The following is a 17,915-nucleotide window of genomic DNA, read 5'->3' as shown; positions in this document are numbered from 1 at the left end:
TCCCAGGCGCATTTCGGGAGATACGCCTGGGACAGGGAGGCCGCTGATTAGCGGCCGGTTCCAATGAGCTGCTTTGCGGGCTCAGGCGCAAACAAGTCGCGTCCACTCGCCCAGGCACTCAGTTCGTTTCCAAAGTACCAATAGGCACCGACGTGCTGAATTACCTTCTCAACCTCCACGCGAGGGAGGTCTTCCGATCCAGCAGTTCTCAAGGCTGAGACGAAGATTATGTCCAGGTTCAAGCCATGTTGGCTGATACCCTCTTCGAGCAGCTGAACGAATTGGTTAGCGAAAGTTACAGTTGGCTTGTGCGCACAGCTAGCTCGCCACTTCAGCCAAGCAGCACGGTTTTCTGACCGTTCAACTTCACTTTGGCCTTTGAAAAGCATCGCTTCTCCAGAGTAGAAAGTCGGAAAATTGGAACTATTTTTAATAATAACACCTAAAGTGTGGCGGTTTCAATAATAACTTGAGCGCATTTCTTCCTCGAATTCTTGAATCTCGCTGACAATATCTGACAAAAATTAACCCTCCCAGCTAGCGTAACTGAGAGGGGTTAATAGAGCTAATATAAAACCTGGTACACCCGGCTGGATTCGAACCAGCGACCACTTGGTTCGAAGCCAAGTACTCTAATCCGCTGAGCTACGGGTGCATACTTCTTTCAATATAACAGATTGAGGGCAAGTTCTCAAGCCGTGGCACTTGAGGGGTCTTGCCTTGTCTATCAACGTTAACGGCTGCATCTTATATTGCAGCCCCGCGTTAACAGACAATCGCGGCTACAACTACGACACGCCGCATTAAGTGTAGCGGTCCTTTTTGAATTAAGTTGCTTTGCTTTCACTCCTTAGCTCAAAACTTGCTTCAAACTCTCCCGTAAATTCCGGCGCCCATTCGGCCACACCCGTTGGCACATCCAGGGCTTCTTGTCGCGCTGGGCTATTGGCAAAGTCAACTGGCTCAATCATTGCGGCGCCGGCATCGCGCAGACTCACCCATTCACCAGTTGGCTGATGTCGAAGATAATACACCATACTGGCGACGCGGCTTTCAGTGGCAGCCAAGCTCACCAAAGCGACTCTATCAACCATCAGTTCAGTTGGATCATCACGTGGCGGAAGTTTTGCAGCTTCGTAGCGCCCTTTCTCAAAACTTTCGGGGTCGGTAATTTCACGTAGAGCAGAAAATATCGCTCCCCGGCCTAAATTTATCCGTAGAATCCGGCCACCATCACCTCTCTTTGACTCTGCTTGCAACCAGTTGGCAATTTCTTCAGCCGCTCGGCCTTCGTGGTGATTGCCGATAATCGCGCCTCGTGCCGTTGGCTCGCTGAGGGCTTGTTTCATTTGCAGCAACTGTTTTGTCACTGACATTTGCCATGCTTGTTCATCTGGTGCCGCTGATTGTTTTTCCATATCAAAAATATTCCAATTTTGCCCACTTAAAATTACTAAAAAACAAGATACACCATAGCGGTGTCGTTTCTAGAAGCATTGTACACCCATTTTGCTATCAAGGTCAAAATACATACTATTTATCTATTTTTGCAATCATTCCAGATATGACGACACCCCCGAAGGAATGTCGTACTTTAACGACATTCACTCCGAGGGCGTTACAGCGCTACGAGGCGGGTAGTTGATTGCACAAGCTACGCAGCGCAACTTCGAAATCAATCAAGGTCTCCCACGACAGGTTGTTATCCTGCGGCTGTTGATGTGCCTGTTGAATCCACCGCAGAGCGATCTCCTTGGCTGCCATCAGTTGAACGCGCGGGATGCCAGCTTCTTCGGGCGACATGTCATGGTTCACGAGCAGACGCAGTACCTTTAGCAAATTGCCGTCGAAAACCATCTGGTAGCCATCGTTTTGGATAGGATGAAAGATCAAACGCGCCTTTGCAGCTGCATCCTGACGAATCCACTCTTCAACCTCAGCATGCGACAGCCCTAGCTGTTCCCATGAAATCCTAAGGAACTCAACCTCTTGTACCAGTCGTTTGGCTTGATGCACCTCTCCTCGCCTGCAAGCATCGATCCGGCCCCGAAGCTGCTTTTGATACCCTCGGAAACATACCTCGAGTGCCGCGATCTCTTCGCCCGGCGCAAACTCCCAAAGTTGGATTTCTCCAAGCACCACCTTTTCTGCCAACCTCTTGGCATCGTAGAGCCCACCGTCCGGTGATTCCTCTTTGGCAAACAGCCAAATCGTTCTCAGGCGATGCACTTCGCCCAGCCGACAGGTCCACGCCCAATCATCCGCGGAACAACCAATTGCTTCCGGAAGATCTCTGCGGGCACGTTGAACGAGTTTCGCCACCTCGATGAGTGATGGCGCGCAATCAATTCGCCCGATCATCACGTACCGGTGTCGCAGCTTAGCTTCTTGCTTCAGCTCCTTCCAGGCAAAAGTAACCAGATGTTCAAGTACTTCGTCTTTGAGTAGCTTAGCGTCCTTATCGGGGTTGAAGAATGCCTTGGCCACCATGTCGGGGCCAATCTGCTTCAATTCAGCCCAATGCTGTGGAATCATGAGCATGCTGATCATGCCAGCGCCCTCTCTCTATCTCTTACGAGGTGACAAAGACTATTCATATTTTATCATTTTTGTGCATTATGTCAATTATAATTGTGATGAGCTTTCGGTATCCCTTAGACTCTGCTGGGTGTAGAATACATTTATGACCTTTCCAGACCAACTTTTACATTACAAGCAAATGCTTGATACCGATATCACCAGACAGAGCCAAGACCTCTTGAAACAAACCGGTAATGAATATGGCAGTTTTTCGCACGATTCCCTGGCCGCGTTTACGAACATCCTATCTCGTGGTGGTAAACGCCTGCGTGGGGCGCTGGTTATGGCAAGCTACGAAATGCTCGGTGGCCGGGATTCGGCCATGATTATTCAGGTTGCGCGAGCAGTTGAAATGATCCATGCTTATCTGCTGATTATTGATGACATTGCTGATAATTCCGCTGTGCGGCGCGGTGGCCCAAGCGCCCACACGCTACTCGCTACGCATCATCAAACAAATCAGCTACAGGGCAATTCGCAGCACTTCGGAACCAGCGCCGCTACCTATGCTGCCCTTATTGGCTTTTACGAAGCAGAAGGCATACTGATGCAACTTGAGCTGCCCGCCACCTTGAAGCTGCAGTTACTCGAACAGTTACGCTCAACGCTCATTACTACTTATCATGGCCAGCTGCTCGATACGTACAACGAAGCCACCGGCACAGAGGATGAAACCAAAGCCCTGCGCGTGAGTGAACTGAAAACTGCTTATTATTCAATCGTGAACCCACTGCAAGTTGGGGCGCTATTGGCCGGCGGCACACCCAATGATTTTTCGCTATTACAAGAGTACGGCCAGCAAGCCGGTATAGCTTTTCAGATTAGTGACGATATTATGGGAATTTTTGGCAACGAAGCCAAAACCGGCAAATCTGCTAAAGATGACCTGCGCGAAGGCAAGCGAACAATTCTTATTACCTACACTTTGACTCATGCTAACGCTCATCAGCGCCAGCAGTTGCTGAGTATTCTAGGCAAAGCAGATGTCACCGATAACGAACTTCTAGCCGCTCGCCAGATTATTGAAGCCACCGGCGGGCTAACGTACGCCAAACAAACCATCCAGATGTATGTTCAAAAAGCTCAGGAAGTACTTAAAACCGCCCCCGCTCATTGGGATAAAGCCAAAATACAATTTTTAACAGATCTAGCGCATTCGCTGGTTGACCGCGAAGTATAAAGAAAGTGTAAATTAACGGCCTAAACGGCGCTCACGGCGCTCGAAGTCATTAATAATTGTTTCAAGTAGTTCGGCTGACATATCTGGCCACAAAACTTCAGGAAAGGCATATTGGGCGTTATCGGCAATTAAGCTCAAAAAACCTGCGCTGTTATGTGGGTCAATCCAACTGCCAGTGCGTAATATAAGATCAACGTTTGGTAAATCGCCCGTCCATGAATGGCGACGCAGGTGTTCGGCGGCTTTAAATAAATCTTTATCAAGCTGCTCGTCACTATTTTGCAAGCTCTGCAAAGCGGCGCCGCGCTCGCGCTGGCCATCATAGCCAATCAGCACTGTTAATTGTCGTTCGGTGTAATGCGCTGTTGCCGAAAGCGACTCTTCTATAGCGGCGATCGTTTTAGGCTTCAAAATTTCGCGCCACTCACCCATTACCTTCACTTGCACCTGATGCTGATGGATAAGCGGATGCGTCGCCAGCTCATGAAATTTTTGGGCAAAGATTGCTTCAATCGCGTTCACCAGCATAGCCGGACGCTTTAATAAGTTATCGTACGAACTGGCCCAAAAGGTGACGTGTGGCACGCCTATTTCAAAGGCGGCTTTAATTATCTCGAAGGTTGTCTCGCTGCCTTTTTTATAAACACTGTCTTCGCTGGAGAGGCCATGTTGCTTTGCCCAGCGACGATTGCCGTCGGGAATAATGGCCAAATGGTTGATCTGTAAGTTGCTCATTAGTGATATTCTACACCTTTTTGGGAGATATTTTTCTTTTTTTGCCAAACTTAGTACCCGTAGGTCTTGCGATGGGTGCTTCCTCACGAGAGACTGTGAAATCGGTTGCAATAACGGATTTCAGCCGAACGCTCATAAAAACTTCCAGTGAAAGTTTTTATGAAAAGAGTGCTCTCGTGAGGAAGCACCCATCGCAAGACCGGCATACACAACAATTGCTGATATACTATCAGTAGATGGATATCCGCAGCCACTTCCCACTCAAAGAACTCACCACTATGCGCCTTGGCGGTGAAGCCAGTGTCGTTATTGAAGTCATCTCGCGCGATGAACTAGTTGAGGCCATCCAAGCCGCAAAAAAACGCCAGCTCCCTTTTTTTGTAATGGGCGGGGGTAGCAATATTATTGCTCGTGATGATGGCTTTAAAGGAGTGCTAATTTTAAATCGAATTCCTGGCTTTGACGTACTCAGCGATGACGGACTCACCGCCATCGTCAAAATTGGCGCTGGCGAAAACTGGGACGAAACCGTTCGAAAGACGGTTGAAATAAACCTCAGCGGCATCGAGGCGATGTCGGCTATCCCGGGAACGGCCGGCGCGACACCGGTGCAGAATGTTGGTGCTTACGGCCAAGAAATCGCCGATACGCTTACCGAACTTGAAGCTTACGATCTTACTACCAATTCGTTTGTTACTTTGCAAAACGCTGATTGTGGGTTCTCGTACCGGCATAGCATTTTTAAGTCTACCGCCGCTCGGCGTTATGTTATCGTGTCTATTACTTTAAAATTACGACGCGTCGCCCTAACCCCGCCCTTTTATGCCAGTTTGCAAAAATATCTCGACGACCATAATATTCACTACTACACGCCGCAAGTCATCCGCGATGCCGTGATTGACATTCGCCGCGAAAAACTGCCTGACCCCAAGCTTTTACCAAACACCGGCTCGTTCTTCAAAAACCCTATTATCGAGCCGTGGCTATACCAAGATCTTCTCAAAACCTACCCCGACATGCCGGCTCACCAAATGGCCGACGGCAACTATAAAGTGCCCGCTGGCTGGCTGATCGAGCAGGCTAATTTAAAAGGCTACAAAAATCATGGCATGCGGACTTACGAAAAAAATGCCTTGGCCATTATCAACGATTCCGCCACATCTTACAAAGACTTAGCCGCTTTTCGCGATGAAATCATCGGCAAAGTTCGTGATACATTCCGGATCACCCTCGAGCAAGAACCCGAGGAGCTGTAGCATTTTTCATCTCATCCAGCCGTAGCCTTGCACATTCCTGCCATCCTGTTTATGCTTAAGGTATTGTGGGCACAAAACAAACAACAGCTGGCTTTACCATTATCGAACTAATAGTTGTGATTGCCATCATTGTTATTCTGGGCACGATAGCTATTATTAACCTTCAAGGGGGCCAGGCAGCCGGCCGCGATATCGAGCGCCAGCAGGATGTTCAGTCAATTGCGAGTCGCTTTGAGGCGTACTATGATGAACGCAATTTTAACCTGCCCTATTTCCCAACGCCTTCTTACCCGCATACCACTCAAATCTCTACTGCCACCAAGGGCCTCAGCCCCGAAGCCTACCGCGCGCCGGGTACTGCCGAGGGCACAAATTCTATTATCATCGCGACAAATACCAACAGTACACCGGGTGGCGTGCTTCCTCAGCCCACCATCCACCAATATGTTTATCAGCCTTTTAACGCCGCGGGCGAATTATGCACTGCCGGTAACGGACCGTGTTTACGTTTTAATATCTTTTGGCGCACCGAAGCTAGTAACCAAGTCGAAAAACTTACCAGTCGCAATCAACAATAATATGACATAATAAACATAACCATTATGAATACACCCCACTCTGGCTTCACCACAATTGAGCTACTCATCTCGCTATTTGTTGCTGCCGCGTTGGTTGGCACGTTTTATCAACTGTTTGCCGCCGCCGATCAAGGCAACCGTGATGCTCGTTTTCGGGCCAGTGCCAGTGCACTTGCCTATTCTAACCTTCGTAAGTACAACACTAAACCAGCTAGTTTTATCTGTAATAATACCACCGATTTAGTCGCTAACAGTTCTGCCCCTGGCCAGGTGATTTCTACCAACACCACCAACAGTAATCACCCTTCTGGGCTGCCCTCGCCGGTAGTAGAAACGATTATTGCCTGGGCGCCAGCAGGCTGTGGCAGCAACAAGCCTGTTTTGATCAATGCTATTGTCACCTACGGCCCACAAGAGAGGAGCATCAGGCATGGCACCTACGTCAATTAAAAAGACTTCTGGTTTCACCTTGGTTGAGCTGGTCATTGTGGTGCCAATTGCCATGCTAACGCTTATGGCCGTGGTAGCAGTGCTGATAAATTTAGTCGCTGATAACGCCAGCGTCCGTGGTGAGCTCAGCGCAATGCACGACACTCAACAAGCGCTTAATACCATTGAAACCGATGCGAGCCTGGCTGCCAAATTTATTACTACCAAAGATGCGCCGTTTAACGACCCTTACGGCCCTAGCGGTAATGGCGGCAGCTGGTCTTTTAATGGCAGCTCGAGCGACATTAATGCCCTGCTTATCCGCGCCTATGCCACCACCGCTAACCCGCTCGATACCACCAAAACCGCCGTCTACATTAACGAACTTGGCTGTTCAAACGATGTTATTTTGTCGAATCCGGCACTTACCACTAATATACTTTACTTTGTGCAGGGAGGTAACTTGTATCGGCGAGTGCTTACCGATACCAGCAAAACAACCTGCGCCCCACAATACCAAAAACAGTCCTGCCCGCCAAATCGCACCACAAATAATACTATTTGCAAGACAGACGACTCGCTGCTGCTATCTGACGTAACGAAATTCAAAGTCGATTATTTCAGCGATCCACTTTCTGGCACGCCCCTCAACACCAGCTCTGGGGCTGCCAGCGTCCTCGACCCGGCAGTTGCAGTGCGGGTCACCATAAAGGTCAGTAAAAGCATTGCCGGGCAAGCCTTTATTCATGAACGCAGCCTATTTATACACAAGCGAAACCTTTAAAGTGCTTGCGCTTATTACAACACTGCGTTATCATTAGTCCATACAAGAACATTACTAACTAGGGGGCATCTACATGACTCTTCAAAATATAAAAGATTACCGCGAACGAGGCTTCACCATCGTTGAACTTTTGATCGTAATTGTGGTGATTGCCATTCTTGCAACATTGGTAATTACTGCTTATAACGGCGTACAGCAGCGCGCACGAGATTCAAAGCGTGATTCAGATGTACGAGCGATTCAAACCGCTGCCGAAGCTTACCAAAGCGAAAAAAGCTTATACCCAACCTTGACTCAGCTCGAGGCCGCTGACAATACGGTTAAGCTTGATTCATCTTTGACCGATAAAATCACCGGCACTCCTCCCACCGACGCCACTAAGGATAATTATGGCTATATCCAATGTACCCATACCACAAAAGGGGTAACGGGGGCGCAAATCACCTATTGGAAAGAAACTGGCACAACAACTGGCCTACACAAGAAGAATTTAGGCGATCTTTCGAGCACTAACTGTACACCATAAGCTGATTGCTATCGCTAATACTAAATTGCACCTCTCGGGGTGCAATTTAGTATGCACCACCGGATGGACGTGAGTAGCTGGAGAGGTCGCCCAGACACTTCAGGCGCGCGGCTACCTGGAGCCAGCGGCTTCACGAAAGAACAATAGACGCTGCCGTCGCCAGGCTCAATAAGCAGGAAGCGGAGTGGGAAAAGACGGCCGATAAACTTCAGCGCCCGTCTTGGCACCGCTAACGGCGCCTCGCATACTGATGAGCGGCATGCTACATCGCCGCTCATCAGCATGCACCACCTTTAATACGGCAACGGAAACTGTCGCACCAACTCGCGCACTTCTTCACGAAGTTTGGCGAGTTTTTTCATATCCGAAGGACTCTGCATAACTTGCAGTAACCATTCCGCAAGCTGCGGCATATGCTCTTCGCGTAGGCCACGGGTAGTTAAAGCTGGTGTCCCAAGCCGAATGCCACTAGGACGGAATGGTGGTAAGGTGTCGCCAGGAATAGAATTTTTATTAAGTGTCAGGCCAATCGCATCGAGCGCTTCTTCGGCGACAGCGCCATCAATTCCAAAACTGGTATGGACATCGGCTAGAATCAGGTGATTATCTGTGCCATTCGTCACCAGCTTGAAGCCGCGTTTCATAAGCTCATCGGCCAAAACTTTGGCATTCTTCACAATTTGGGCAGCGTAATCTTTAAAACCTGGCTGCAGAGCCTCATAAAAACTAACCGCCTTCGCAGCAATCACGTGCATATGCGGGCCGCCTTGCACACCAGGAAAAACCGTGCGGTCAATTATTGTGGGTAAATTCTCGACCGTATATTCAGGTTTTTTTAACGGATTGCCTACAACGCCTCGGCTTAATATCATGCCGCCGCGTGGGCCGCGCAAGGTTTTATGCGTTGTGGTGGTAATAATATGAAAGCCGTAGTCAAACGGGTTATTAGCCACGCCACCAACGATTAATCCGGCAATGTGAGCCATATCGGCCATGAGCACTGCTCCGACCTCGCGGCCAATCTCGGCGAATTTAGCATACTCTAATTCACGGGGATAGGCGCTAAAACCCGCCAAAATGATCTTGGGTTTGTGTTTCAAGGCTAGTTCGCGCAGCGCCACAAAATCAATCTCGCCGGTTTCGACATCTTTCATGCCGTAACGCACAAAGTTGTACTGCTTGGCGAGCACTGTTACCGGGTGCCCGTGAGTTAAGTGCCCGCCATGAGATAAATCCATAGCCAACACGGTATCGCCTGGCTGCAGCCAAGCGTGGTACGCCGCTTCGTTGGCTTGGGCACCCGAATGTGGCTGAACATTAGCGTGATCGGCTTTAAACAACTGCTTTGCCCGTTCGATTGCCAGGTTCTCGATTTTATCGGTATTGATTTGCCCCCCATAATAACGCCGTCCTGGATAGCCTTCGGAATATTTGTTTGTTAGCACACTGCCAAGTGCCGTCAGTACCTCGGTACTGACGTAATTCTCCGACGGGATTAGTTCTAAACCGTCTTGTTGGCGCTGCTTTTCGGCAGCTATAAGTTCAAAAATTGAAGTATCGTTCATAAAAATATCCTATTTACAGATTATACTAATGTGAACGAACAGGCTATAACATAAGTATTAGTATATCATATTGGAGGTCGCCTTTTACTTCTGTGGTGCTTCTATGTCGTTCCTCCTCTTGTCAACTGAACGCGTAGCTTTTTTATTTTTAATTATGTTTGACAAGTGATCCAATGAGCGATAAGATAGGTACTTGTAGTCAAACGGCGCAACAGGAGGTTACGAGTGTCTCTTCCCGAGTACATCATCACGAGACTCCGCGAACAAGCCAAAGAAAAGTGGCCGCAACTTACTGATACCGCCATCGATGAAGCGCTTAAAGCAATCCCCGTCAAGGATTTTTCAGACGCTATCACCGCTGATCGAGCGCTAACTGCAATTCTTATGGCGCAGTACGGTATGCCGCAAAAACCATAATCCTGCCGAGGTGGTGAGTTATCGCAACTCACCACCTTTTACTTGATCTAATCTCATACATGATATATCATAAGAACTATGGAAAAAGATTACAAACTCAAGATCGGTAAACTTATTCAGAAAAACCGCATTAATCGCGGCATGACCCAGCAGGAGCTAGCGCAGGCTCTTGGCACTAGTCAAAGCGCCGTCAACCGCATTGAAAGCGGCGGCCAAAACCTCAGCATGGAAATGTTGGCGCGCATTAGCGACGTTTTAAATAGTGAAATTATTGCCCTTAATCGAGGAACGCTCAATTTTAGAATTAACGGTGGCAAAAAGCTATCCGGCAGTATTGAGGTAAAAACTAGCAAAAACGCAGCTGTCGGCCTACTGTGCGCCGCGCTTTTAAACAAAGGGAAGACGGTCTTCCGCCGCGTCGCCCGCATTGAAGAAGTCAACCGCATAATCGAAGTGCTGCAAAGTATCGGCGTGAAAGTTCGCTGGATTGGTAAATCAAACGACCTCGAGATTATTCCGCCAAAAGTGCTTGACCTCGAGAACATGGATATTGAAGCTGCAAAGCGCACCCGAAGCATTATTATGTTCCTTGGGCCACTCTTGCACCAATACGATTCATTTAAGCTGCCGTTTGCTGGTGGCTGTAGCCTCGGCACGCGGACGGTTGAGCCGCACATGACCGGCCTGGCTCCATTTGGCCTGCACGTTGAAGCCACCTCGGATTATTATGACGCCACCGTTGAACCAACCCGAGTTGAAAAAACGATTCTGCTGACCGAACGTGGCGACACGGTTACCGAAAATGTAATTATGGCGGCCGCCCTTTACGACGGCACCGTCACCATCCGTAACGCCAGTCCTAACTATATGGTGCAGGATGTTTGCTACTTTTTGCAAAAACTTGGCGTAACAATTGAGGGTATCGGCACTACTACCCTCCGTATCACCGGTGTAAAGCATATCGATACCGACGTTGAATATTACCCCAGCGAAGACCCAATTGAAGCCATGAGCTTAATTGCCGCTGGCATTGTTACTGATTCAGAAATTACTATTCAGCGCGTACCGATTGAATTTACCGAAATCGAACTAGCGGTGCTTGAAGGCATGGGCCTCGAATACGAGCGCAGCCCCGAATACACCGCCCGTAACGGCCATGCTCGTTTAGTCGATATTACCCTCAAGCACTCTGAGCTACGCGCACCAAAAGACAAGCTCCACAGTATGCCCTTCCCTGGGGTTAATATGGACAACCTGCCCTTCCTCGGCCTGATTGCCACCGTGGCTCATGGCCGGACCTTACTACACGACTGGTCGTACGAAAACCGCGCCATTTACTTCACCGAGCTTAGCAAATTAAATGCTCGAATTGAGATGGTGGACCCACACCGCGTGTATATTTCAGGCCCCACTAAATGGAAACCAGCTGAGGTAATTGCGCCACCTGCGCTGCGGCCTTCGGTAGTGATTTTGCTTGCCATGCTTGCCGCTCCTGGCGCGTCAATTCTGCGTGATGTTTATTCGATTAACCGCGGTTACGAAGATTTTGCCAACCGGCTGAATAGCCTTGGCGCTGAGATCGAAACTTTCCGCGAGATCTGAGCCTTCAGCTAGTAAAACAGCTCCACCTGCCGTTAGATCGCGGAGCTGTTTTTATGTAGCAGTGATTATTCTTCTTCCGGAAGCTGCAAAGTTGGCCCCGCGTTTGTCCAGGCAATCACCCCAATCTTTTCCGCAAAAACTTTCTGCGAAGCATCAGAGCTCGAAAGCTGGAGCGTGGCGGTGTCTTTTTTATCGGTTATGCGGTAGGCGTAGCGCGTGTCGCCTTGGTCTATAAAAATTTCATCCCCTACCCGCAACTGCCCGAGCCGCGCAAATGGCGACGCTTCGAGCGTTTGCCGTGGAGTAATTTGTAGGCTTAAAGCTGGTGCCGTAACGCGCAGGGAATTGTTGACATCGCCTTCAAAAGTAGCGTGCCGGCTATCTTGTGAAAGCTGAACGTTTATCTTCGGAATATACAGTTGGTCGCCCTCGACACCTGGCGCCACAGTGCGCACTTTTTCAGTGACAGCCTTTTGATTAGCAAATACCCAACCGCCGGCAGCCGGTAACACCGATAAAAAGCCCACGTAGCCGCCAACCACTAAAAATAGCATCATAAAAGTCGCTATTTTTAAGCCTTTTCTTCCCTTTTTGTCCTTAATAATCCCGTACTGATAATGATATTTCATATATAATTTCTGCGTTTTAGGCCACATTAAAAAGCTTTCGCTACAAGCCATCATAGCAAAGTTTGTTTGTAAACTACAGAGCAATGCTGTTGATTATTGTGGTATTATAAGACTCGCCCATAGTAGAGCGAGGAGTTGGCATGACTAAGGCTTTTCAGATACCCAAGACGGTCGTTGAGGTCAAGGTTGAACTAGGAAAGTACGTCTTTTCTCAAAAGCAACAACCGAGCGGCATGGTGCGGTCAGGTCCAAATTACGTCGAGCTTGGCACTCTCATCATCAAGCGTTACAATCGCCAGCTTAAGGCGCTAGCCGAGATTGCACAGCGTGCTGAAGCCGCTCGCAATCCGAGCGCAAGTGTTAGAAGTGAACTCGCTCGAAACGTTAAAGGAGCGGCAAATTTCCTTGCAACCGTAAAGGAGCCCTATATTAGAGAAATGTTCACGCATGGCTTTCGTCTTAACGGCCAGGGACTAGAAAGATTTTTGCTGCTTGTACAAGATGTCTCCAGCAGCGCTCATCAGCCAGATTAATGATCAGCTTAGAGAAAGCACTTAAACTTCCTAGTGGAAGGTGAACCTAGTTCCTCGGGTGCGGCTGTTCTAACTGCCTGTAGCACGGTGTTGTCCGTGCTACAGGCAGCTTTTTATTTTAAATGGCGGTAGTGAAGCAAATCTCACCACCGCCATGCTGCCGGACGCCAAACACGCCGTTATCCAGCGAAGTCACGCGAGTGGTGCGCTTACAGCCCGGCGCCAAATGGGCTGTTAGCTTCATCGACTTCGCGGGCAATAGTCGCCCAGTAGGTCGTCTCCTCTCGATCGATGATCCCGGGCCCGGACCCGCTCGCCACTCGGTAGCCAAGCCGGCGCAGCGCGGGGAATTGCTGGTGCGCGACGGGGTTGTCGCTGACAATCCAGAATTCGCCGACACTGAGTGGCGTACCGTCGAAATGTCTTTTTTCGATAAAGGTAACCAGCCGCTTGACTTCGTCTGGTCCCAAATCGTGGTCCAACAGCACCAGATCGAAATGACTCTTGGTCATTGCCACTGCAGCTGCCACCACAGTGCGAGCGTACACTACCTCATATTCACTAGCGAACCGGATTGTCCTAAGATCGTCAACAACCAATACTTTCAGCGATGTTGTAGCCATTACCACTCCTTAGGTCGTTTTTTAGAATAAAATATAATCTTATTAAAGTCAATAATACTTTGTTGTCATTTCATATTTTTGTGTTATTATAGCAAAGACAGGTGGCATACTACCTATCTGGGATGAAAGGGAGTCAACCATGGCACCGCTGGTGTTATCGATGCCGTCTCACTGCGAAGTGGAGCGTGCTGAAGTTGAGCGCGCAGCCACCGAAATGGTCCAGGCTGCCGCACAAGCTGCAGGATACCTCGTATTTAGGGTGATTGAACTCTCCAGCACTTACGAACTGAATGCTGCCGGTCAAGTGACTTTTGGCGGCAAACTGGTTGTGCGAACTTGCACGAGGCTCGTCCATGAAGTGTGGATGAGCTGCAAAATCATCGAGACCCCCGACGGCTGGACTCAGGCCAGCTGCCGCTTCGATGGCGCCACTAAGCTCTTCGAAGCGCACTGCAGTCTGATTTATCCTGGCCACGTGACAGTCAAGGTGGCGTAAGCCGAACCTTCCACCCCGCCTCCTCTTGCCTGTTGTCCATCCCCCAGATGGCAATAACAGCAAGAGGAGGCGCTTTAACGTTAATTCTGTACCACAATAGCCCCTAGAGCACGACTATGGTCTGTCAACTACATGGATTGGATGAAGCGAACCGTAGAAGTATACGACACCGGTGCCGAAGACCTGGCGGCTTATTTCGGCAGCCTAGGGCCACGCACTGCCGACATCGCTGAGGTCAGCAAAAGCGCTAAAAGCTCCCTCGACCCATGCAGGTTCAGGGAGCTTCATAAATTTGACAAATAAAATTAGCAGCGCCAGCCACTGAAACTGACTGGCGCCATGCTTTCGCCAAGAAGCTTGTAGATTATTTGCTGGCTCGAACTTTATATAAGTTAGCTATTTGCCAGCCTCACCCTGCCTCCAACAACACGCTCCGGCGCGCCCACCACAACAAAGGACCGTACGGTGCCGTCATCGTCGCCGTCATCGAGTTGCGACCTCAGGTTTTCGCCAGTGCTCGTCACAAAAATGTAATCAAAGGGCGGGATCAAGGCTCGCGACGTGCGTTCAAAAGCCGTCATGCTCAGTTGAAGCAGGCCGTTTTCGCAGCTTAGCATAGCGTAAATACTGTAGGTGGTGCCCTGGCTCACTTGAAAAGCTGCTGAACCCTGCGCTGCGAGTTCTTTCATAGCTTCCGAGACGACCTTGCCGGTAAATCGCACCTGCTGCAAGTCCGCCGCGAGCTTAGCGGCATCATAACCACGGCTATCCATCATCAACTCCCTGCTGTCCTTGGCAGGTACCGGTTAATTATACCGGCAGAAGGTGCATATGACTACAGATTATCTACTCTGCAGCGCATCTAGCGCCACACCCATGGCAGCAAATACCTGCCAATCTTGCTGGCTATAAGCTCTAGGGGCCATTTCAAGCTGGTAAATATCCCGAAAACGTGCAGTTTTACGATACTTGCCAACTTTCATCGCGGTTTGGGGATCAATAAAATCAAAATGGTACTTCATAAGTAGTATCATCACTAGTTCAATCAGATCCCCAACAAATGGAATAAAGCTCACCACTCGTCGTATGATCGCTAGAGCTTTACTGCTTTCGGCCACTGTAAATAGCACTTTTTCTTCCGCATCCATCACTTGCCAGGTGCTCACCAGCAGCGATTTCTTAAATTGCTTTCGCAGAACGCCCAGCCTTTTTCGGGCAGCATCTTCAACAAAATAACGACCGTGAATATCTAGAGCTTTTTCGGCCCGTAATGTAAATGCCACAGATTGCTGCGACTCGTCGGTAAAAAAGGTAATCTTTTCGCGAATTGTTACTCGCTTTTGCTGCGCAAAGGCTAATAACTCACCCTTCGTCCCATTGTCCTGGGCGCCAAATACCATGTAGCGGTTTACAAAAGGAGTCAATTTTTGTTCGATAATTATTTTTGGTTCCATGTTCATCTGTCTTTCATCATAGCACGCTCGCGTATCGGCTGCTCGTTTCCCCAAGAAAAATATCCCACCAAATAAGTGAGATATTTTTCTTGGGGCGAATGATGGGGTTCGAACCCACGGCCTCCGGAGCCACAATCCAGCGCTCTAACCTACTGAGCTACATCCGCCATAATTAATACCTGGATATTATACTACATCACCCCTAACAAGTACAGGGTGATCGTACGTCGAAGAAAATGCGATGACAACCCGAAACAACTGATTTAGGAGCTCCGTGGACATTCCTGCTTTATGAAATTTTACCGAATATGGTATACTTTCTTCAGTCATGCGGGTGTCGTATAGTGGCTAATATGCTAGCCTTCCAAGCTTGAGACGCGAGTTCGATTCTCGCCACCCGCACCAGAAATAATTTTGATCTGACAACAGCACTGCGATTGAAGCGGTGCTGTTTGTTTAGTGGTACAATATAGACGCTTACACCGTTTATCGGTATAATTCCAGATATGCCCCGGTAGCTCAGTGGATAGAGCAAGAGACTTCTAAGCTTTTGGCCGTTGGTTCGATTCCAACCCGGGGTACCATAACGCTTATGTTAAAGGGCTTCATTTCGGAAGTCTTTTGTTTGATATATAGTTAAAACATGCCTAAGTTCAAATTCGCTAAACTAGTTCGCGACAAGATAGTTGAGCATCAAATTGCATCTGGCGCGACTCCCATCTACCGTCAGCTAAATCCAAAAGAGCATAAAAATGAGCTAATCAAGAAGATAGTGGAAGAATCCCAAGAGATTCTTCACGCCAAGCCTGAGGAAGTTGCTGCGGAAATAGCGGATGTCCAACAGGCACTTGATGACCTAAAAGAGCAATACGGGCTAACAGACAAAGATATCACAAAAGCTCAAGCTATAAAAAATGAGAAGAACGGAGCATTCAAAAAAGGCTTGTACGTTGATTATGTAGAACTCGATGGCAATAGTAAGTGGGCTGATTATTACCGCAAAAATAGTAGTCGCTATCCTGAGATAAAATAGGCACCTAAGAACTTAGAATGATCTGAGAAGTTTAAGCTTTTGCCAGGAACCGTCCACGCGTCACCACTAAATAAGCGACGCCTACAGCACTAGTGAGTAATCCAAAGATAATTAACACACCGGCCGTTGTCGTGAGCTCCGTGAATACTCCATAAGTAAGAAACCCGATCACAGCGCCGGCTTCCACCCCTAAGCCATTAATCGAGGTAATAGTCGCTCGCGTTTTACCCTGAATCGCGTGCTGCACTTTTGCACCAAACACCGTTATCGACACCTTCACGAGCAGCATAAAGGCGGCAAAGCCAACCAGACCAGCCGGCCCCAGGAACTTGCCCGCCGCAGCTAAGGCAGCTCCCGCCGCGATAAGCAGCACCATAAAACTCACCGGACGCCATTTTTCTAATTTATAGGCAAAGAAATCCATTACAATAACCGGCAAAAATACAAGTAGCGACACAGCCGGAATCAAAACCGTCGAAACATCGCCAGCCTTAATAATCAGCGAGGCATATTCATCAAAGATACGAAACAGCACCCCAACAAACACCCCAAACGCAATGAGTCTTAACAGCGCACGGTTTCCACGTACTTCTGTAATGGCTTGACGTATGATCGTTGCGTACGGCACTGGTTCAATATTGTCCTGTTTCTTTTTGTGAGGCAAAGTAAACGCCATACCACTCGCAAGAATCGTCGCTATAACACTGCTCCATAGCACTCCTTCATACCCCAGCCAGGCAAACACTGGCATCGCCAGCAAAGTGGCGCCCAGCCCAAAGAACATGGCAAAGCTTTCAGAACGCCCAAGCACTTTGGCATATAAGGTCTCTTTTCCGGCGGTTTTTAATTCGTCAAACACCAAAGCTTCAAAGGTGCCCGAACTAAGCGACCGACCGATCCCCCAAAGCGCCAAGCCAAGCAAAAAACCTTCGAATGTTGGCCAAAACACCCATATGCCGTAGCCAATTGCACGAATAATTTGAGCCAGGCCCAGCAAGTTGCGTCGTGAATATTTATCTGCCAAAGCACCGGTTGGCACTTCTGCAAGCAAGATAATAACTGCCCAGATACCAAGCAGCAGCGAAATCTGAAACGTACTCAAGCCGCCGCGTTCGGCAAACATGACATTGTACAAGGGATAAAGCAACATGAACTCGCTAAAAATGCGGTACAAGTAAATCTTAATTAACAAGGCCTTCATAATTAACTATTGTAACGCAGCCTTCACCGGTATACTAGAATAATGAAACGCAAATGGGATACCACAAACGAGGCCGTACAGAAAAAGTGCATTGATGAAGTAATTGCGCGCATTGAAGAAATCGAAGATGGCGCGGTTGGGGTAATCGTAGCGCAAGATATAATCGATATCGTTACCGAGCACTTGGGGCCAGAACTATACAACTTAGGCATCCGCGATGCGAAAAAAGCTATACAAGAGCGGTTACAGGATATTGAAGTCGATTTAGCTATGCTCGAACAACAGCCGTAACCG

Annotated in this window: 23 protein-coding genes and 4 tRNA genes; 15 read left to right on the top strand and 12 right to left on the bottom strand. The window is 48.7% G+C overall.

Annotated features, from left to right (window positions below; translation table 11 throughout):
* Positions 1-47: 47 nt before the first annotated feature.
* The 4 genes from VD907_01110 to VD907_01095 form a co-directional block, all read right to left on the bottom strand.
* The gene (locus VD907_01110; protein ID HYG83457.1) at positions 48-389 is read right to left on the bottom strand and encodes a hypothetical protein; all 342 of its coding nucleotides are present in this window, start codon (positions 387-389) and stop codon (positions 48-50) included.
* Between the two features lie 189 nt (positions 390-578).
* Positions 579-655 (bottom strand) — tRNA-Arg (locus tag VD907_01105).
* A gap of 172 nt (positions 656-827) precedes the next feature.
* Entirely contained in the window at positions 828-1,418 is a 591-nt protein-coding gene (locus VD907_01100; GenBank protein HYG83456.1) for a hypothetical protein, read from the bottom strand.
* A gap of 208 nt (positions 1,419-1,626) precedes the next feature.
* Positions 1,627-2,511, bottom strand: a complete 885-nt coding sequence (locus VD907_01095) for a hypothetical protein (GenBank protein ID HYG83455.1) — start codon at positions 2,509-2,511, stop codon at positions 1,627-1,629.
* A gap of 172 nt (positions 2,512-2,683) precedes the next feature.
* On the opposite strand from VD907_01095, the gene VD907_01090 reads away from it, so the two are divergent.
* Positions 2,684-3,760 (top strand): polyprenyl synthetase family protein, encoded by a 1,077-nt coding sequence (locus tag VD907_01090; protein ID HYG83454.1) that lies wholly within the window; start codon positions 2,684-2,686, stop codon positions 3,758-3,760.
* Between the two features lie 12 nt (positions 3,761-3,772).
* Here the strand turns inward: VD907_01090 and VD907_01085 are convergent, their stop codons facing one another.
* Positions 3,773-4,495, bottom strand: coding sequence for an undecaprenyl diphosphate synthase family protein (locus VD907_01085; protein ID HYG83453.1), 723 nt, complete (start codon positions 4,493-4,495; stop codon positions 3,773-3,775).
* Positions 4,496-4,731: 236 nt separating this feature from the next.
* Between VD907_01085 and murB the strand changes: the two genes are divergently transcribed.
* From murB to VD907_01060, 5 genes are all read left to right on the top strand, one after another.
* Positions 4,732-5,751, top strand: coding sequence for a UDP-N-acetylmuramate dehydrogenase (gene murB / locus VD907_01080; protein HYG83452.1), 1,020 nt, complete (start codon positions 4,732-4,734; stop codon positions 5,749-5,751).
* 65 nt (positions 5,752-5,816) lie between these two features.
* A complete protein-coding gene (locus VD907_01075) occupies positions 5,817-6,329 on the top strand; it encodes a prepilin-type N-terminal cleavage/methylation domain-containing protein (GenBank protein HYG83451.1) in 513 nt (170 codons plus the stop codon).
* A gap of 24 nt (positions 6,330-6,353) precedes the next feature.
* Positions 6,354-6,779 carry a hypothetical protein gene (locus VD907_01070; GenBank protein ID HYG83450.1) on the top strand — a complete coding sequence of 142 codons (426 nt, stop codon included), beginning with the start codon at positions 6,354-6,356 and terminating at the stop codon, positions 6,777-6,779.
* Positions 6,760-7,542, top strand: a complete 783-nt coding sequence (locus tag VD907_01065; GenBank protein HYG83449.1) for a hypothetical protein — start codon at positions 6,760-6,762, stop codon at positions 7,540-7,542. The genes VD907_01070 and VD907_01065 overlap by 20 nt, the downstream gene beginning before the upstream one ends.
* 73 nt (positions 7,543-7,615) lie before the next feature.
* Positions 7,616-8,068 (top strand): type II secretion system protein, encoded by a 453-nt coding sequence (locus tag VD907_01060; GenBank protein HYG83448.1) that lies wholly within the window; start codon positions 7,616-7,618, stop codon positions 8,066-8,068.
* Positions 8,069-8,361: 293 nt separating this feature from the next.
* Here the strand turns inward: VD907_01060 and glyA are convergent, their stop codons facing one another.
* On the bottom strand, positions 8,362-9,633 hold the full coding sequence (gene glyA / locus VD907_01055) for a serine hydroxymethyltransferase (GenBank protein ID HYG83447.1): 1,272 nt from the start codon (positions 9,631-9,633) through the stop codon (positions 8,362-8,364).
* Positions 9,634-9,858: 225 nt separating this feature from the next.
* On the opposite strand from glyA, the gene VD907_01050 reads away from it, so the two are divergent.
* Both VD907_01050 and VD907_01045 read left to right on the top strand, forming a co-directional pair.
* Positions 9,859-10,050: a hypothetical protein gene (locus VD907_01050; protein HYG83446.1), complete on the top strand. Its 192-nt coding sequence runs from the start codon at positions 9,859-9,861 to the stop codon at positions 10,048-10,050.
* 78 nt (positions 10,051-10,128) lie between these two features.
* On the top strand, positions 10,129-11,652 hold the full coding sequence (locus VD907_01045; protein HYG83445.1) for a UDP-N-acetylglucosamine 1-carboxyvinyltransferase: 1,524 nt from the start codon (positions 10,129-10,131) through the stop codon (positions 11,650-11,652).
* 65 nt (positions 11,653-11,717) lie between these two features.
* Here the strand turns inward: VD907_01045 and VD907_01040 are convergent, their stop codons facing one another.
* Positions 11,718-12,281, bottom strand: a complete 564-nt coding sequence (locus tag VD907_01040) for a hypothetical protein (GenBank protein HYG83444.1) — start codon at positions 12,279-12,281, stop codon at positions 11,718-11,720.
* A 140-nt stretch (positions 12,282-12,421) separates the two neighbouring features.
* On the opposite strand from VD907_01040, the gene VD907_01035 reads away from it, so the two are divergent.
* A complete protein-coding gene (locus VD907_01035; GenBank protein HYG83443.1) occupies positions 12,422-12,814 on the top strand; it encodes a hypothetical protein in 393 nt (130 codons plus the stop codon).
* A gap of 209 nt (positions 12,815-13,023) precedes the next feature.
* Here VD907_01035 and VD907_01030 read toward each other — a convergent pair whose 3' ends face one another.
* Positions 13,024-13,437 carry a cyclic-phosphate processing receiver domain-containing protein gene (locus tag VD907_01030; protein ID HYG83442.1) on the bottom strand — a complete coding sequence of 138 codons (414 nt, stop codon included), beginning with the start codon at positions 13,435-13,437 and terminating at the stop codon, positions 13,024-13,026.
* 139 nt (positions 13,438-13,576) lie between these two features.
* Between VD907_01030 and VD907_01025 the strand changes: the two genes are divergently transcribed.
* Both VD907_01025 and VD907_01020 read left to right on the top strand, forming a co-directional pair.
* Entirely contained in the window at positions 13,577-13,933 is a 357-nt protein-coding gene (locus VD907_01025) for a hypothetical protein (protein ID HYG83441.1), read from the top strand.
* 141 nt (positions 13,934-14,074) lie between these two features.
* Complete coding sequence (locus tag VD907_01020; protein ID HYG83440.1) at positions 14,075-14,236, top strand: hypothetical protein; 162 nt, start codon at positions 14,075-14,077, stop codon at positions 14,234-14,236.
* Positions 14,237-14,325: 89 nt separating this feature from the next.
* Here VD907_01020 and VD907_01015 read toward each other — a convergent pair whose 3' ends face one another.
* From VD907_01015 to VD907_01005, 3 genes are all read right to left on the bottom strand, one after another.
* Positions 14,326-14,709: a hypothetical protein gene (locus tag VD907_01015; protein ID HYG83439.1), complete on the bottom strand. Its 384-nt coding sequence runs from the start codon at positions 14,707-14,709 to the stop codon at positions 14,326-14,328.
* Positions 14,710-14,775: 66 nt separating this feature from the next.
* Positions 14,776-15,387 (bottom strand): hypothetical protein, encoded by a 612-nt coding sequence (locus tag VD907_01010; GenBank protein ID HYG83438.1) that lies wholly within the window; start codon positions 15,385-15,387, stop codon positions 14,776-14,778.
* A 90-nt stretch (positions 15,388-15,477) separates the two neighbouring features.
* Positions 15,478-15,554, bottom strand: a tRNA-His gene (locus VD907_01005).
* 163 nt (positions 15,555-15,717) lie between these two features.
* On the opposite strand from VD907_01005, the gene VD907_01000 reads away from it, so the two are divergent.
* The 3 genes from VD907_01000 (at position 15,718) to VD907_00990 (ending at position 16,420) form a co-directional block, all read left to right on the top strand.
* A tRNA-Gly gene (locus tag VD907_01000) sits at positions 15,718-15,792 on the top strand.
* Between the two features lie 103 nt (positions 15,793-15,895).
* Positions 15,896-15,971, top strand: a tRNA-Arg gene (locus VD907_00995).
* Positions 15,972-16,030: 59 nt separating this feature from the next.
* Positions 16,031-16,420, top strand: a complete 390-nt coding sequence (locus tag VD907_00990; protein ID HYG83437.1) for a nucleoside triphosphate pyrophosphohydrolase — start codon at positions 16,031-16,033, stop codon at positions 16,418-16,420.
* A 31-nt stretch (positions 16,421-16,451) separates the two neighbouring features.
* On the opposite strand, the gene VD907_00985 is transcribed toward VD907_00990, so the two are convergent.
* Positions 16,452-17,621 carry an MFS transporter gene (locus tag VD907_00985; protein ID HYG83436.1) on the bottom strand — a complete coding sequence of 390 codons (1,170 nt, stop codon included), beginning with the start codon at positions 17,619-17,621 and terminating at the stop codon, positions 16,452-16,454.
* Between the two features lie 42 nt (positions 17,622-17,663).
* Here VD907_00985 and VD907_00980 point away from each other — a divergent pair, with 42 nt between their 5' ends.
* Entirely contained in the window at positions 17,664-17,912 is a 249-nt protein-coding gene (locus tag VD907_00980) for a DUF2164 family protein (protein HYG83435.1), read from the top strand.
* Positions 17,913-17,915 lie beyond the last annotated feature (3 nt).

The organism is Verrucomicrobiia bacterium, assembly GCA_035629335.1.
Lineage (GTDB): Bacteria > Patescibacteriota > Saccharimonadia > Saccharimonadales > Saccharimonadaceae > DASUUR01.
This window is presented reverse-complemented; position numbering and strand designations above follow the sequence as displayed.